The following is a 16,015-nucleotide window of genomic DNA, read 5'->3' as shown; positions in this document are numbered from 1 at the left end:
CGCGGCGTACGTGGCAGCCGGTCACGCCGGCTGCGGCAGCCGAAAGTGCCTACACCGGCCGGATGAGCGCCGGGCCGCCCGCCGACATGATCGGTGATGTCGGATCCACGACCAGACACACCACAGAGGAGACAGACATGATGTCCGTCAAGCTCGTGCTCGGCACTATCGTGGCCGCCCCGTCCCGGGCGGTCGGGATCGCGGGACCGGTGGACACATACCCCGCTGCCCAAGCGGTGAGCATGAGCGCCGGCCGGATCGGATCGACGGTGGCCGCCCTGTTGGCACTCGCGGGGGTGGTCGTCGGCGTACTGGCGCTCGCCTCGGGTCGCTATCGCGCCGGCCGGGCCCGGGCAGGCTTGACCGCCCTGGCTGCGGGGGCGGGCGGGATGGCCCTCGGCGGCCTGGTCGTGCTCACCTCGGACAGTGGTATCGGCACCGGCAACGGACGGGGCGGCGGCTACGTGGCGCTGGTGGTGGGGCTGATCGCCGTGGTCCTCGGTGGGGTCGCGCTGGCCCGCTCCCGGCCTGCCGGCTGACCGACCAGGGCTGGTTCGGCCCACGTGGGCGCGACGGTCGCCGCCACTACGGTGGAGCGGGCAGCGGGGACGAAGCCGACGGCCCGTCGAGGTGGTCGAGCCGGGCGAGGTCGGCGGTGCCGACCCGGACCACGGCCGCGGCCAGTGCGGTGGTCGCCGGGTCGGTCCCGGCCTGCTGCTCGGCGGTGGCGATCCGCACCGACTGCGTCAGGTGCGCCCGCAGGTGCCCGGCGAGCCGGTGGTGGAACTGCTGCCCGGTGGCCGAGCGCAGCGCGGTCAGGTCCGCGTCGGTGACCATGCCGGGCATGTCGTGGCCCTCGTGTGGGTTGGCCAGCGGCGCGCCGGAGTCGGCCAACAGTCGCCGGGACCGGGTCAGGTGCGCCCGTTCGCTGGTCGCGATCCGGATGGCGAGCCGTCGCCAGGCCGGGTCGGCGGTCCGGTCCGGCACCAGGTCGAGCATCGGCAGCAGCCGTTCGGCCATGGCCACCGACAGCTGCAGCCAGGCGATGTCGGTGGCGCTGAAGTGTCCGGTCGTACCGGGCAGCACTGCGGTGGGCGACCCGCCGGCCGAGGGTGGCTCGACCGCCGGTGCGCGGGCTGGCGGCGACCCGGTGCTCGACGGCGCTGGTCCCGTGGTGGTTGGCGGTCCGATGGTGGGCGATGTTCCGGCGTCGCACCCGGCGACGAGCAGCAGGGCGGTGAACAGCGCGGCGAGTGGGCCTCGCACGCGACCTCCTTCGCGTGCGCCCGGCGGCGGGCCGGAACGACCGGGCCCGCCGTCGGGTGTCACCTGTCGACTCAGAGCGGCCTGCCGTCGTGGCCGCACTTGATGACCGGACGGATGCAGTCGCGGACGCGGCGCGCCAGCTCCTCCACCGGCCAGGCGTTGAAGAAGTCGCCGTGCATCGTGTAACCCGGCCCGGAGGCCAGCCGCAGCCGCGACGGGTCACCGTTGACCGGGTACCGCAGCACCTGCCGCAGCTTCGGCACGTGCACCGGGTGGCTGGCCGGGCAGGCCTGGTTCACCGGGTACGCCAGGTGGCTCTTGTGATCCGGCGAGTCGAGGTCGCGGCCGTTCCAGCACTGCGGGAAGTCCAGGTACGACTCCAGCATGGTGCCGGCCGGGCAGTTGACGAAGTTCTTCGACGGCGGCACGTGCCCGGCGTGCAGGCAGGACCAGCGGGCGATGCTGTCGCCCGGTCCGGCGGCCCGGGCGTTTCCGGCGACGAGGCGCAGGCCCAGCGGGAACGGCTGCGTCTGGGCGACGACGTCGGGACGCACCCCTTCGCCGAGATAGTAGAAGGTGGCGATGGACGGTTCCACCGGCACGTTGTCGCGGTAGAGGGTCGGTACCCAGTACGACGAGACGTCCACCCGGGGGTTGCAGGTGGTGGTGGAGCGGACCAGGTCGGGCAGCGTGGTGTGGGCGTTGGTCACCGTGCTGCCGAAGAAGCTGTGCATGTGCGAGGCGCCGGGCAGCCCGGGCAGGACGATGGGGTCGTCCGGGAGCCGGTGGCTGTACGTGCAGTCGGCCGGGAACTCCGCCACCCGGATGGCGTTGATGCCCGGGGCGGCGTCGGCCGGCGCGGTGCTGGCCACGACGTAGCCGCCGAGCAGCACCAGCAGGGCGCCGATCGCGGTGCCGAGGCGTAGCCGGCCGCGGCCGACGGGTTGGGGTGCGGCGCTTTCCATCTCTTGGCTCCTGTCGGGGAGGGTCAGGGTCCTTCCGGCGCCGCCGCCGTAGACATCGGAGCTTCCCTGGCCGGACTGGTGGTGGTCGCGGTGCAATCGAGAGAGCGCTCTCACACCAGCGTCACCCCAACGTCGATGGATGTCAATACGAGCCGCGGTTGCGGCAACGACGACGGGCCGACCCCGCAGGGTCGGCCCGTCGACCGCCGATGCCGGCGGTGGGATGTCGACCGAGGTCGACATCCCACCCGGCACACCAGGTCAGCTGCTTGAGCAGGTCGCGGTTGGCGTGGTGTTGTTGCCGTTCTTCCAGAGCGTGATGCCGAAGTTGTTGCCGTTACCGTTCGGCCGTGCGGTGATCGTGCCACTGGAGCCGCTGATCGAGGCGTTCCAGCTGTTCTGCAGGCTCTGGCCACCGTTCGTACGGATGGTGACGGTCCAGTTGTTGCTGCCACTGACCGAGAAGGTCGTGTTGAACCGGTCGTTCCAGTCCTCGGCGCGCTGCACGTTGACCGAGCAGTTGCCGCCACCGGGCGGCGGGTTGCTCGGCGGCGGGTTGCTCGGCGGCGGGTTCGAGCCCCCGCCTTCGGAGAGGGTGATGTCCGAACTGCCCTGGCTCTGGTAACCCTCGGTGGCCATGATCTGGTAGTAGTGGTTGCCCAGGTTCAGGCCGACGCGGGCCCAGGCGTCGAAGTGGTTGGCGGTGGTGATGGTCCCGCTGCTGCGCTTCTGCTGCCGGACACTCCAGTACTGGTAGAACGTCTGGGTGCCGTCGATCGACGGGGCGTTGACCCGCTGGCTGCGCAGGATGTCGTAGGTGCCCCCGTCGGTGGTGACGCTGCCCAGCCGGGTGGCGCCGCTGCTCGGGTTGTAGCTACCGAAGTTCTCGACGATGTAGTACTCGACCAGCGGACTGCGGGTCCAGCCGTACAACGCGAGGTAGCTGTTGTTGTTACCCGGGTTGTAACTGCCCGAGTAGCTGATCGTACGGCGGGTGCCCGGGTTCCAACCCTTGCCACCGACCCAGTTGTTGGTGCTCCTGCTCCACGAACTGGAGTAGCGGCCGTTCTCGCGCAACACCATGCAGGCGTCGCCGCTGTCCTTCCAGAACGAGAAGAAGAACCCGTTGTGGGTACCTTCCGTGTTCGAGCAGACCTGCCGGTCGGCCTCGGCCTGGGCGGGGCTGGCCGAGATCGCGACGGTGCCGGTGGTGGCCAACACCGCGGCGAAGGCGGCGGCAGCCAGCATCCTGACGCGTCCACGCCTGCGACTTCGTGGTGGGACGGGGACGTTGTTCATGCTTCCTCCTCATGACGGCTGGCCGGTGGCCAGCAGTGCGCTACGAACCGGCGGCCACGGTGGCTGGTCGGCCACCATCGACAGTCGACGTCGTACCGGGTGGTGGTCTGCCGGTCGATGCGCAACCGGCGGAGTGGGTAGCGACAATCGACGATCATCCAGATTCGTCGATGGCCAACAGTATTGGCGCGTCATCGACGAACAGTCAACAACTTCCGGAAATACTCTCGAAACCTTCTCGCGGCCGCCTGCCGCGCCCAGGGACAGCATTGGTGCTGGTCAGCGGCAAACGGCCAGCCGGCCGCTCCACGAACCTTCAACGGTCACTACGCCAGGTCAAGGCCGCTGTCAATCGGAAGTTCCAGAGACCTTCCGGATGCCCGTCGGTAGTTGGCTGGTCAGCACCACCAGGAGCTCGAATCGGGCGGTGGGGTCGTCCAGGTCGTCGCCGTACAGCTCACGCAAACGTTTGAGGCGGTAGCTGACCGTCTGCGGATGCACGAACAGCTCGGTGGCGACCTCGGCGCGTGAGCCCCAGTGCCGGAGCCAGGCGTCGAGCGTCGCCAGCAGATTCTCCCGCTGTGCCGGACGCAGCCGCGCCAACGGCGCCAGGCGGCGCTCGGTGAGCACCGCCAGTGCCCGCTGTTCGCCACGCAGGGTCAGCGCGGCCAGGTGGTCGTCAACGAAGACCGGTCCGGAGGCCGGTCCGACCAGCCCGGCGGCCAGCTCGGCGAGCCGGACCGCCGCCGGCACCTGCGGCCAGCCCAGTTCCGGGCCGACCACCACCGGCCGGCCGGCGAACGCCTCGGTCAGTGCGGCGCGGGTCGCCCGGGCGCCGGCCCGCAGCAGCAGCACGGCGTCGCGACCACGCTCGATGACCAGCCCGTCCGGGCCGTACCGGAACCGCGCGTCGCGGGCCTGGTCCGGTGGCAGCAGGACCGGCACCACCGCGTCCAGGTCGGCCCAGCCGATCCGGGCCGCCGCCGACTCGACGGCGCTGGGCAGCCCGTCGCCGCGCAGCAGCAGCTCGGCGAGGTGTCGACGGCGGTCTCCCTCCCCCGCCTGCTCCCGCAGTTGCAGGGCGTACCCGTCGGTGCTCGCCGCGGCCAGTTCGGCGATGTACGCGCTCACCGCGTCGGAGAGGTCGATCAGTTCCTCCGGCTCGACCGGGCGCAGCCGGGCCAGGGACCGTGACGCCGTCCGCAGCAGCAGCCGCGCCGCCATCCGTAGCGCGGCCAGCAGCGCCTCCGGCCCCCGCTCCTCGCGGGCCTCGGCGGCGCCCAACCCGACGAACACCTCCCGGAACCGGGGCGGCAGCGCCGGTTCCCCGGTGCCGACGAGATCGAGGAAGCGGTCGAGCGCCACCTGCACGGCGGTGTGTACGTCCCGGGTGAACTTGTCGTCGGCGATGCCGGCGAAGGCCGGAGTGGCCTCGGTGACGGCGCCCGCGACGGCGGCCACCGTGTCCGGCAGGTGCGGGCGCATCGCGGCGGCCAGGTCGGCGGGCAGGTGTCGCCAGGGCGTCGCGGAGACAGGCGCACTCACCGGGCGATTTTGTCACGCTGGGATAAGAAGCGGGGTGATTCTCGCTGCCGAAGGAACGGTGTTTCGACCGACGTGGCTACGCGACGATGAACCCCATGGGCCGGACGGGGTGCACCGACCGGCGGCCCACGACCCGACCAAGGAGAACGCCGTGCAGCACCGCCTGTCCCGCCAGCACGTCGTCGACATGTGCCGCACCATGCTCGCCCGGGGCTACCTGAAGGCCACCGAGGGCAACGTCTCGGTCCGGGTGCCCGGCCACCGGCGGTACGCGGTCACCCCGAGCAACTACGACTACGACCGGATGCGCGTCGAGGACATCTGCATCGTGGACTTCGACGGCAGGCATCTGCCCGACGACTCCGGTGCCGACCTGAAGCCGTCCATCGAGTGCGGGATGCACGCGAACATCTACCGCGAGCGGCCGGACGTCAACGCGATCGTGCACACCCACCAGCCGTACGCCTCGGCGTTGGCCTTCCTGCGCAAGCCGATCCCGGCGCTCACCGACGAGCAGGTGCGCTTCCTGGGCCGGGAGGTGGCGATCATCGACTACGCCCCGTCCGGCACCGGGTTCCTGGCCCGCAACGTGCAGAAGAAGGTGGCCAGCGGGGACAACGCCTTCATCATCGCCAACCACGGGGTGGTCGCCGTCGGCACCGACCCGGACCGGGCGGTGTTCAACATGGCGCTGCTGGAGAAGGTGTCCATCGCCTACCTGCTGGCGCTGACCAGCGAGGCGGGGAAGATCCACACCATTCCGACCGCGATCCGGGAGATCGCCTTCAGCAAGCTGCGGACCGACGAGAAGCGGATCGCCGCGCAGCTCACCGAGGCGGTGGAGCCGCTGCGGGTACCGGCCGACGAGGAACTGCCCAGCGCCGACGCGGCGGCCGTCGAGGTCGCCGCCGGCACGACCACGAGCAGCGCGCCGAGCTCCCCCGGGACCAACGACGAGGCGGGCGGCGCGGAGGCGGCCCGGCTCGGGTACGCGATCAGTGAGTACCCCGACGTCGACGACGTGATGCGTCGGCTGAAGGCGTTGACCGCCCAGCCGGTGCGCGGGCTGCGCCACGACGCGATGCTCGACGTGCTGAACTACTTCGACACCAAGTGCCGCGCCAGCAGGGAGATCACCGACCGGGCGCGGCGGCGCATCCCCGGCGGGGTGCAGCACAACCTGGCGTTCAACTACCCGTTCCCACTCGCGGTGGACAAGGCCGACGGCGCGTATCTGGTGGACCGGGACGGCAACACGTACATCGACTTCCTCCAGGCCGGCGGGCCGACGATCCTGGGCAGCAACTACGGCCCGGTGAACGAGCGCGTCGCCGAGGTGGTCCGGGACTCTGGGCCGGTGACCGGGCTGTTCCACGAGTACGAGCTGAAGCTCGCCGAGATCATCCACCGGTTCATGCCGCACGTGGAGATGTACCGGTCACTGGGCTCGGGCACCGAGGCGGTGATGGCCGCCGTCCGGGGTGCCCGCGCCTGTACCGGCAAGAAGATGGTGATCAAGGTCGGGGGCGCCTACCACGGCTGGTCCGACACGATGGTCTACGGGCTGCGGGTGCCGGGCACGTACCGGATGAACGCCAAGGGCATCCCCTTCGGGGCGACGGCCCGTACCCGGGAGGCCTTCCCGCACGACCTCGGGCAGCTCAAACGCAAGCTGATCGAGAACCGGCTGCGCGGCGGCACGGCGGCGGTGGTGGTCGAACCGGTCGGCCCGGAGTCCGGCACCCGGCCCGCGCCGCGCGACTTCAACGCGCGGGTCCGGGAGCTGTGCGACGAGTTCGGCGCGCTGCTGATCTTCGACGAGGTGGTCACCGGCTTCCGGCTCGGGCTGGGCGGCGCGGCCGGCTACTTCGGTGTCACCCCCGACCTGACCGTACTGGGCAAGGCGGTCTCCGGCGGTTACCCGATGGCCGGCGGCGTCGGCGGGCGGGCCGACGTGATGGCGGTCTTCGGGTCCGGGCTGGACGGCAGGAGCGGAGCGCACATCCAGGTCGGCGGCACCCTGTCGGCCAACCCGCTGTCCTGCGCGGCCGGCTACTTCGCCATCGAGGAGATGGCCCGCACCAACGCGCCGGTGATCGCCGGCCGGGCCGGTGACCGGCTGACCCGCGGCCTGCAACGGCTGATCGACTCCTACGGGCTGCCGTACGTCGCGTACAACCAGGGATCCATCGTGCACCTGGAGTGCAGCGGCGTGATGCTGTTGGACATGCGCAACCCGGTGAAGCTGCTCAAGGAGAACAAGACCCGCAAGCGGCTGATGGAGCAGCTGGGCGCCGCGTACACCGCACACGGCATCGTCACCCTGGCCGGCTCGCGGATGTACACGTCGATGGCCGACACCGACGCGGTCATCGACGACGCGCTCGCCCGGTTCGACCAGGTCTTCGCGCTGGTCGAGGGGGTCTGATCCGGTGACCGCCAGCCCACCGCAGGTCTTCGCGATCGACCTGGGCACCTCGGGTCTGAAGGCCGCGCTGGTCGCCGCCGACGGCACGGTCACCGGCTGGGCCGAGCGGCCGGTCCCGCTGCGGGTGCTGCCCGGTGGCGGCGCCGAACAGGACCCGCTCGCCTGGTGGACGGCGCTCGGCCAGGTCGCCGCCGACCTGGGACGCGACCATCCCGAGCAGATGCGGGCGGTCGAGGCGGTGTGCGCCTCCACCCAGGGCGAGGGAACCATCGCGGTGGACGCCACCGGCGAGCCGCTGACCGCGTGCATCAGCTGGCTCGACATGCGTGGCGCGCCGCACCTGCGACGGCAGTTCGGCGGCTTCCCCGCGTACCAGGGGATGTCGGTGCGCCGGATCGCCCGCTGGCTGCGGCTCACCGGCGGCATGCCCTCACCCACCGGCAAGGACCCCGCCGCCCACATGCTGTTCGTCCGCGACACCCTGCCGCAGGTGTACGCGCGCACCGCGACGTTCCTCAACGTGCTCGACTGGATCAACCTGAAGCTCACCGGACGCACGGTGGCCACCGTCGACTCGATCCTGACCTCGTGGGTGACCGACAACCGGCGTCCCGGCGACATCCGCTACTCCCCCACCCTGGTCGCCGACAGCGGCGTCGACGCGGACAAACTGCCGCCGATCGTCGCCTGCACCGAGGTGATCGGCACCTTGACCCCGTCAGCCGCCGCGCACCTGGGCCTGGCCGCGACGGTGCGGGTGGTCGCCGGAGCGATCGACAACACCGCCGCGGCGATCGGCGCCGGCACCACCGGCGACCGGCAGCCGCACCTGTACCTCGGCACCTCGTCCTGGATCGCCGCCCACGTGCCCCGCAAGAAGACCGACGTCGCCGCCGGCATCGCCTCGGTGCCCTGCGCGATCGGCGACCGCTACCTGATGACCGCCCTGCAGGCCACCGCCGGGGCCAACCTGACCTGGCTGCGGGACAAGATCGTGGAGTACGACGATCCGCTGCTCGGCGCCGGTCACCTCAGCCGCGACGAGGGAACGATCTTCGACGCCTTCGACACCATCATCCCGACGGTGCCGCCGGGCGCGAACGGGGTGCTCTACACCCCCTGGCTCTACGGCGAACGCGCCCCGGTCGACGACGCGAACCTGCGCGCCGGGTTCTTCAACATCTCCCTCGACACCAACCGCTCGGATCTGCTGCGGGCGGTCTTCGAGGGGGTGGCGTTCAACACCCGCTGGCTGCTCGGCGCGGTGAACCGGTTCCTCGGCGCACCGGTCACCTCGATGGCCGTCACCGGCGGCGGGGCGCTGTCGGACTCGTGGTGTCAAATCTTCGCCGACGTGCTCGGCGTCGAGATCCGCCGCGACGCCCAACCGCTCGCGGTGAACGTCCGGGGGGCGGGCTGGATCGGTGCCGTCGGCACCCACCGGCTCACCTTCGCCGACATCCCGGGTCTGATGCGTACCGACCGGTTCTTCACCCCGGATCCGGCGCATCGAGCGGGTTACGACGAGATCTTCGACGTCTATCGGACGCTGCACCAGCGGCTGGCCCCGGTCTACCGCCGGCTCAACCGCCACTGACCTGTCGCTCGGAAGTTTCGGTGGCCATCGATGATGGCTTTTCTCCTTCATTCGATGCGACGCTAGACCGTCCGCGTTGGACATCGACAGGAGGAAACGTGCAGGCGATACGTCGGGGGTTGGTCGGAACCTCGTCCGCTGATCGCCGCCAGCCCGACCCGGAGCAGGCAGGGTCGGAGGTCCGGCCCGGTCGCGGAGCGGGTGTCGGGCGGGTGGCCGCGCGTCTGCTGCGTCACGAATGGACGGTGGCGACGATCGCCAGCGTGGTCGTGGCGGTCGTCCTCACCTGGCCGACGCTCAAGCAACCGTGGACTACCATCCCGGGCGACATCGGCGATCCCCCGTTGCAGGCGTGGCAGGTTGCCTGGGCCGGGCACGCGCTGGTCACCGACCCCCTCAACCTCTGGCACTCCAACACGTTCTTCCCGAATCTGTACACGTACGCCTACACCGACATAGTGCTCGGATACGCACCGGCCGGCCTGTTCGGCCACGGCGTGGCGACGGCCATCTTCCGCTACAACCTGCTCTACGTGTTCGCCCACGCACTCGCCTGCTTCGGGGCGTACGCCCTGGTGCGCCAACTGGGCGGCATCCGGACGGCGGCGGCCGTGGCCGGCGTCGCCTGGGCCTTCGCGCCGTGGCGGCTCGCGCACAGCGGCCACCTGAACATCCTTTCCATCGGCGGCGTCGCGCTGTGCCTGGCGATGCTGGCGCGCGGCCACGGCTGGTCCCTGCGCGACGGTCACCGACCGGAACTGCACCGCCCCGGATGGATCCTGGCCGGCTGGCTGGTCGCCGCCTGGCAGCTGACCCTGGGCCTGGCGATCGGCCTGCCGCTCGCGTACTTCCTGGCCGGCACCGTGCTTGTGGTCCTGGCGGCGGTCGGCTGGGCCCGCTGGCGGACCGGCACCTGGCTGCTGGGGCGCCGGGTGGTGCTGGCCAACCTTCTCGGCGGTGTCGTCTTCGGAGCGGTGTTGATCTGGTTGGGCACCACCTTCCTGCGGGTGGTGGAGCTGAACCCGGAGGCGAACCGGGACCTGTCCTGGACGGAGATGTTCTCCCCTCCCCTGCGGGGATACTTCGTCGCGCCCGCCGACTCGTGGCTGTGGGGCGACCACTTCGCCGCCGCCCGCGCCCAGTTGTCCTGGCCGCCGGAGATGGCGCTGCTGCCGGGCGTCACGTTGATCGTGCTGGCCGTGGCCGGGCTGAGCTATTCGACGTTCCGGGTGCGCCACCGGGTGCTGCTCGGGCTCGGCGTGCTGGTCAGCGGCGCGCTCGGGCTCGGCACCAACCTCGTCGGTCAGGGCGATCCGGGATACCTGACCCTGTCGCGGCTGCTGCCCGGATGGGACGCGCTACGGACCCCGGGGCGGCTGATGGTGTGGACGAGCCTGCTGCTCGCCATCCTGGCGGCAGGGGCGATAAGCGAGTTCGGCCGCAATCGCCCCCGGCTCGGCTGGCCGAGGTCGGTGAGCGCGGTCGTGCTCCTGCTGCCCCTGGTGCTGGTCCTGGTGGAGGGCGTCAATCGGACGCCGCACCCCACCGTGCCGACCGCCCCACCTGCGCTGCGGGCGGCGACCGAACCGATCCTGGTCCTGCCCAGCAACGGGGTGGCCGAATCCGACATCATGCTCTGGACCACCGACGGGTTTCCCCGCGTCGCCAACGGTTCGGTGACCTTCCTACCGGCCAATCAGCAACAGATCCGCACGGTGACCACGACCTTTCCCGATCCGGTCAGCATCACGTTCCTGCGGCAGGTCGGCATCCGGTCGGTGGTCGTCCTGCCGGACCGGCTCGCCGGCACGCCCTGGGACGGCCTGCCCACCCGACCGGTCGACGGCCTCGGCATCACCCGGGAGGAGATAGCCGGTGCGTTGGTGTACCGCCTCGACTGAGGCGGGCCGACGCGAGCGAACCGCTCGTCACTCCCGGGTGGCGCCCATCGGCTCGCGGACCAGGGCACCGTCGATGTAGCAGTACCGCCAGTCCTCGCCCTCCTCCAGCGACCGGATCAACGGATGGCCGGTCTGCCGGTAGTGCTCCTCCGCGTGGTTGTTCACCGAGTCGCTGCAACAGCCCACCGCGCCGCAGGTCAGACACATCCGCAACTGCACCCAGTCGTCACCGCTCTCGACGCACTGCGGGCACGCCTCGGCGTCGGACTCGGTGATGTTGATCCGGTCGAGGTGGGTGCAGGCGGTACTGATGGTCTCCTCGCGCACGTACCGCCAGCTGGAGTGCAGCAGTCGGTCCGGGATGATCCGGGCCAGGTAGCGCGAGTTCGCCGCGAGCAGCGGGCTCACCACGGCCAGGATCAGCACGTACAGGGCGATGAACGGGCCGAGTCGCCCGTCCAGGCCGGCCGCGATGGCCAGCGTGGCCAGGATCAGCGAGAACTCGCCACGGCCCAGCACGGTCAGGCCGACGTTCGCGGCGCCGCGCTGGTTGAGCCCGAACAGCCGGCCGGCGATCAGGCCGGCCAGGATGTTGGTCACGATGGTCATCAGTACCGCCAGCAGCACCGGCAGCGCCACCGAGCCGAAGTCACCGACGTCGATGGTCAGCCCGAACACCAGGAAGAAGACCGCCGCGAAGACGTCGCGCAGCGGCAGCACCAGGCGTTCGACCCGCTCGCGCAGGGGGGTACGGGCGATCACCAGACCGATCATCAGCGCGCCGATCGCGTCGGAAACCCCGATCTCGGCCGACACCCCGGCGACGAGCACGACCAACCCGATCATCAGGATGGCCAGCAACTCGTCCTCGTTGCTGTCGATCACCTTGCCGACCAGGCGGGCACCGAAGCGGGCGACGGCGAAGAGCACCGCCAGGTAGGCGAAACTCAGGCCGATGCGCAGCACCAGTTCCCCGGCGGACCCGGCACCGGACAGCAGCGGTGACAGCAGCGCCAGGTACAGGGCGAGGAACAGGTCCTCGATCACGATGATGCCGAGGATGACCGGCGTCTCCGCGTTGGCCAACCGACGGAACTCGATGAGCAGTTTCGTCACGATCGCCGAGGAGGAGATGCCGAGCGCACCGGCGATCACGAACGCCTCGTACCCGCCCCAACCGAGGGCGAAGCCGAAGAGCAGGCCGGCACCGACATTGAGACCGATGTACGAGCCGGCGGCGACGAACAGCCGCTTGCCGCTGCCGAGTACCTGGTCGACCGGGAACTCGACGCCCAGATGGAACAGCAGCAGCACCAGGCCGAGGGAGGCGAGCAGGCTCAGGTCCTCGGGATGAGCGATCAGCACCGGACCGGGGGTGCCGGGCCCGAGCAGGATGCCCGCGAGCATGAAGAACGGCACGGTGGGCAGGTTGATCCGGCGACCCGCACGGGCCAGCAGGCCCGCGATCAGTACGAGGGCCCCGAAGCCCACGAGGTCAGCATGCACGGTGAGGACTCCTGGAGCGGACTGAACGAGGACCTACGACGCGGTACGACTACTCGGAGAAGTATGTGCCGGCCAGCAGGGCGCCCACCTTACGCGCCTGCTCCTCCGACATCTCGATCACGGCGACCGGGTCGTCCTTGCCCGAGGCGAAGACGTACAGGTCACGGGTGCCGTCACGGCGTACCACCACCGAGATCCGCTGGGTGTTGCTGCCCAGGTCGACGTCGTACCGCTTGCCGATACCCGGTAGTTCCTGCACGTATATCCCTTTGCCCATGGCCCCTCCCCGCTGCGCGCTCCGGAATCTCTGCGCAATGGTACGAGGCGTCCGGCACCCGGCGGCTAGATGACCACCTGCTTGGTCTGCGGCAGCGCGTCGACCAGGGACCGGGACACGTTTATCGTGTCGGAGACCACCTCGTGGGGAGTGTTCGCCAGCCACTGCATCACCGAGATGTCCTCGAACCGGGGGTGGCGGAACATCTCCAGGAAGACCAGCGGCTCGTCGCCGGTGTTCTCGATGTAGTGCCCGTAGGCGAACGGCACGTAGCCGACGTCGCCGGCCTGGAAGTCGAAAGTACGGGCGGCGGCCGAGGCGGCGAAGACGCCCATCCGTCCCCGGCCGGAGATGTAGTACTGCCATTCGTCGGTGGTCGGGTGCCAGTGCAGCTCCCGCATCCCGCCCGGTTCGACCTCGACCAGAGCGGCGGCGGTGGTGGTCGAGGCGGCGAAGTTCGTCGAGTCGGTGATTCGCACGGTCCCGCCACGGAAATGCTGTGGGGTCTGGGCGAGCATCCGGTGCTTGAAGCTGCGGGGCACGTCTCCGGTCGGGCTGACGACCCGGTCGGTCGACAGCGGCGGCGGGACGTCCCCGGCGAAGATGTACTTCTCCCGCTGGGCCAGGTCGTCCAACTGGTCGAGGGTCCAGCCGAAGTTCTTCGCCAGCACCGGCTTGGGCACGTGGGCGAAGAAATCGCTCAGCAGGAACGTGTTGTTCTCCGAGAAGCCGCCGTCGTTGAAGACCAGCAGGAACTGCGCGCCTTCCTGTAGCGCCTGGATGTGGTGCGGGATGCCCTGCGGAAAGAACCACAGGTCACCGGCATGGACGTCCTCGATGAAATTGCGCCCCTCGTGGTCCACGGCGCTGATCCGGGCGCTGCCACTGAGCATGTACGCCCATTCCGACTCCTGATGCCAATGGATCTCCCGGTACGCGCCGGGTTCCAGGCCGAACTGGACCCCGGCCAACTGGGTGGCCACCGGCAGGTCCCGCACGGTGACCTCACGGGTCCAGCCGCCCTTCTCCACCCGGGTGTGCGCCTGCGAGAAGGAGAACTTCAGGTTCGGCACCAGTCGGCTGTCGGTGGTCGGCGGCACCAGCAGATCCGGGTTCTGCCGCTCCAACTCCACGTTGCGGCCGGCGATCGGGGCCGCCCCCTGGTCGCCGCGTCGCGGCTCGGGATCCCGGTCAACCATCGGTCAGCTCCTCACGTGCTCCGGACGGGCACCGCGCACCGGCAGCCGCCGCCGGGTGGCGGGTGGCGCGCCACCGACGGATCGGTGTCGTCGACCTGACGGCACGTGCCCTGATCACGCCGATGGGCGGTGGCAGGCGGGAATGCCCAGGACGGTGCGTCGCAAACGGCGAGGCACCCATGATCGTCCGCAGACGCGCCGACGTGACGCCCACGGGTCGGGCAAGCAGGGCCGGTCAGCGCTCCGGCAGGCCCGGAAGGCCGATTCGTCCGACTCACCCGCCCGCGGGCCCGGTGGTGATCACCCGGTGCGGATCGGTTGGCGCGATGTCGACCCGCTTCCGCTGACCGACGACTACGAGGTGACGCGGAAGGTGGCGTCGGCGCGGGCCTGGGCGTCGTTGATCGGGTCGAGTCGCAGCAGGTAGTTGTAGTGCCGGAGGTACCGGTCGGGGTAGTTGTACGACCGGAACGACGACCAGGAGGAGTTGCCGAGGCCGGCGACCTGCCGGAAGGTCGCGTCCGCCGCGAAGACCGCGCTGCCGTCATGTGCCGCCAGCACGAAGTCGAAACCGTAGTGCCGCAGGTAATGACCGGGGTAGTTGACCGACTCGAACGACACACCGGTCGCGTCGGCCAGCCCCGGCACCACCCGGAACTGGGCGTCCTGCGCCGGGCTGACGTTCGCGTCGATGCGTACGTCGTAGTTGGCGTGGCGCACGTACCGGTCCTGGTGGGTGTACGCCTGGATCCGGTTGGCCGGCGTGGTGGCACCCCAGCGCCCCAGCACCGCGCTCTCCTCCGCGGCGGTCAGGTTGAGGATCGAGCCGTGCCGCTTGCGGCTGGCACCCAGCTGGTAGTCCGTACGGGTCCGGAAGTTGGTGACGCTGCCCAGGTTGGTGGAGGTGACCGGCAGGTACCCACGACCGGTGGCGTACTGGTCGAGCCAGAGCGCCCACTCGTTCCGACCGTTGAACTGCATCCACATCGGCCCTTCGACCACGTTGCCGCCGCCGGCGCCGTTGGAGATACCGAGGTGGGAGAGGTTGCCCAGCGTCGTCCACGAGCCGAGGATCGAGTTGCTGGCCTCGATGGTGATGTGCCCGTCGGCCGACGCGCGGTAGTAGCGGTATCCGCCGACGGCGTTCGGCACCTCGACGATCTGGGTGTCGATGATGCCCTGGCCGCCACCGGGGCGTTCGATGTAGAGCTGGGGCGCGGTGAAGCTGCGGAAGTCGCTGGTCCGCACGTACCAGATGCGGTGTTTGGTGACGCCGTCGCGCAGCGAGTTGGTCGCCCAGTAGACGATGTAGTCGCCGGTCGCCGCGTTGTAGATGGCCTCCGGCGCCCAGGCGTTGCCGGCGCCCGGAATCGCACCGGCCACGTTGATCAGCCAGGGGGCGGACCAGTTCACCAGGTCGCGGGACTCCCAGACCACCAGCGACCTGCTGCCCCGGTTCGCCGCGTCGTTCCACGAGGTGCCGCTGGCGATCCGCAGATCGGTGGCGACGATCCAGTACCGGTCACCGGCGGGCGAACGGACGATGGAGGGATCCCGCACTCCCCGGGTGCCGACCGTGGACAGCAGCACCGGTGCGCCGTTGTTCAGGTCGCGCCAGGTCAGACCGTCGCGGCTGTGCGCGAAGTAGACCTGCTCGCCGGTGGCCGACTCACCGGTGAAGTGCGCCATCAGGTAGCCGGTGAACGGATCCAGCGCGGCGGCCTCGGCACGCGGCGCCTGCGCCGCCGGCAGCAACAGCAGACACAGGGCGGCGAGCAGGGCAGTCGCCCTGGTCAGGACTCTGGACATGCGGCTCTCCGTCCGTCCGGCCCGGCCGACGTTAACGCTAACATCACGGCGCGCCCGAGCGATCCTGGTCACTGTTTCGGGGGTGTTACGCAGTCTCCGCCTCGAATCGACGCCCGTCAAGACGGTGGCCGTCTCGACGGCGACGGCGAGCGCCGGCCGGAGTCGGTCTCCGCATCCGCCGACCCGGAATCTGGGTGACGGTGGACAGCGGCACCGACAGAAT

General features: G+C 70.3%; 12 protein-coding genes. 4 read left to right on the top strand and 8 right to left on the bottom strand.

Annotation, left to right across the window (positions count from 1 at the left end):
* The first annotated feature begins 137 nt into the window (after positions 1 to 137).
* Positions 138 to 539 (top strand): DUF6223 family protein, encoded by a 402-nt coding sequence (locus O7597_RS26710; RefSeq protein WP_269741445.1) that lies wholly within the window; start codon positions 138 to 140, stop codon positions 537 to 539.
* Between the two features lie 46 nt (positions 540 to 585).
* Here O7597_RS26710 and O7597_RS26705 read toward each other — a convergent pair whose 3' ends face one another.
* From O7597_RS26705 to O7597_RS26690, 4 genes are all read right to left on the bottom strand, one after another.
* Positions 586 to 1,266 carry a DUF305 domain-containing protein gene (locus tag O7597_RS26705; protein WP_269741444.1) on the bottom strand — a complete coding sequence of 227 codons (681 nt, stop codon included), beginning with the start codon at positions 1,264 to 1,266 and terminating at the stop codon, positions 586 to 588.
* Positions 1,267 to 1,337: 71 nt separating this feature from the next.
* Positions 1,338 to 2,231: a DUF1996 domain-containing protein gene (locus O7597_RS26700; RefSeq protein ID WP_269741443.1), complete on the bottom strand. Its 894-nt coding sequence runs from the start codon at positions 2,229 to 2,231 to the stop codon at positions 1,338 to 1,340.
* 261 nt (positions 2,232 to 2,492) lie between these two features.
* Entirely contained in the window at positions 2,493 to 3,479 is a 987-nt protein-coding gene (locus O7597_RS26695) for a glycoside hydrolase family 11 protein (RefSeq protein ID WP_269741442.1), read from the bottom strand.
* A 399-nt stretch (positions 3,480 to 3,878) separates the two neighbouring features.
* Positions 3,879 to 5,075, bottom strand: coding sequence for a helix-turn-helix domain-containing protein (locus O7597_RS26690; protein ID WP_269741441.1), 1,197 nt, complete (start codon positions 5,073 to 5,075; stop codon positions 3,879 to 3,881).
* Positions 5,076 to 5,226: 151 nt separating this feature from the next.
* Here O7597_RS26690 and O7597_RS26685 point away from each other — a divergent pair, with 151 nt between their 5' ends.
* From O7597_RS26685 to O7597_RS26675, 3 genes are all read left to right on the top strand, one after another.
* Positions 5,227 to 7,503, top strand: a complete 2,277-nt coding sequence (locus O7597_RS26685) for an aminotransferase class III-fold pyridoxal phosphate-dependent enzyme (protein WP_281581089.1) — start codon at positions 5,227 to 5,229, stop codon at positions 7,501 to 7,503.
* Positions 7,504 to 7,507: 4 nt separating this feature from the next.
* Positions 7,508 to 9,100: an FGGY-family carbohydrate kinase gene (locus O7597_RS26680; protein ID WP_281581088.1), complete on the top strand. Its 1,593-nt coding sequence runs from the start codon at positions 7,508 to 7,510 to the stop codon at positions 9,098 to 9,100.
* A 212-nt stretch (positions 9,101 to 9,312) separates the two neighbouring features.
* Positions 9,313 to 11,001 carry a hypothetical protein gene (locus tag O7597_RS26675; protein ID WP_269741438.1) on the top strand — a complete coding sequence of 563 codons (1,689 nt, stop codon included), beginning with the start codon at positions 9,313 to 9,315 and terminating at the stop codon, positions 10,999 to 11,001.
* A 27-nt stretch (positions 11,002 to 11,028) separates the two neighbouring features.
* Here O7597_RS26675 and O7597_RS26665 read toward each other — a convergent pair whose 3' ends face one another.
* The 4 genes from O7597_RS26665 to O7597_RS26650 form a co-directional block, all read right to left on the bottom strand.
* Positions 11,029 to 12,507, bottom strand: a complete 1,479-nt coding sequence (locus O7597_RS26665) for a cation:proton antiporter (protein ID WP_348650770.1) — start codon at positions 12,505 to 12,507, stop codon at positions 11,029 to 11,031.
* Between the two features lie 49 nt (positions 12,508 to 12,556).
* Entirely contained in the window at positions 12,557 to 12,784 is a 228-nt protein-coding gene (locus O7597_RS26660) for a potassium transporter TrkA (RefSeq protein ID WP_269741436.1), read from the bottom strand.
* A 65-nt stretch (positions 12,785 to 12,849) separates the two neighbouring features.
* Positions 12,850 to 13,983 carry a cupin domain-containing protein gene (locus O7597_RS26655; protein ID WP_281581087.1) on the bottom strand — a complete coding sequence of 378 codons (1,134 nt, stop codon included), beginning with the start codon at positions 13,981 to 13,983 and terminating at the stop codon, positions 12,850 to 12,852.
* A gap of 354 nt (positions 13,984 to 14,337) precedes the next feature.
* Positions 14,338 to 15,792: a glycoside hydrolase family 43 protein gene (locus O7597_RS26650; protein ID WP_281581086.1), complete on the bottom strand. Its 1,455-nt coding sequence runs from the start codon at positions 15,790 to 15,792 to the stop codon at positions 14,338 to 14,340.
* Positions 15,793 to 16,015: the final 223 nt, after the last annotated feature.

Source organism: Verrucosispora sp. WMMC514, assembly GCF_027497295.1.
Classification (GTDB): domain Bacteria; phylum Actinomycetota; class Actinomycetes; order Mycobacteriales; family Micromonosporaceae; genus Micromonospora; species Micromonospora palythoicola.
This window is presented reverse-complemented; position numbering and strand designations above follow the sequence as displayed.

Excerpts from the sequence above, each read along its gene's own strand:
- O7597_RS26660 (WP_269741436.1), bottom strand. The coding sequence starts at position 12,784 with ATGGGCAAAGGGATATACGTGCAGGAACTACCGGGTATCGGCAAGCGG.
- O7597_RS26700 (WP_269741443.1), bottom strand. The coding sequence starts at position 2,231 with ATGGAAAGCGCCGCACCCCAACCCGTCGGCCGCGGCCGGCTACGCCTC.
- O7597_RS26655 (WP_281581087.1), bottom strand. The coding sequence starts at position 13,983 with ATGGTTGACCGGGATCCCGAGCCGCGACGCGGCGACCAGGGGGCGGCC.
- O7597_RS26695 (WP_269741442.1), bottom strand. The coding sequence starts at position 3,479 with ATGCTGGCTGCCGCCGCCTTCGCCGCGGTGTTGGCCACCACCGGCACC.
- O7597_RS26650 (WP_281581086.1), bottom strand. The coding sequence starts at position 15,792 with ATGTCCAGAGTCCTGACCAGGGCGACTGCCCTGCTCGCCGCCCTGTGT.
- O7597_RS26710 (WP_269741445.1), top strand. The coding sequence starts at position 138 with ATGATGTCCGTCAAGCTCGTGCTCGGCACTATCGTGGCCGCCCCGTCC.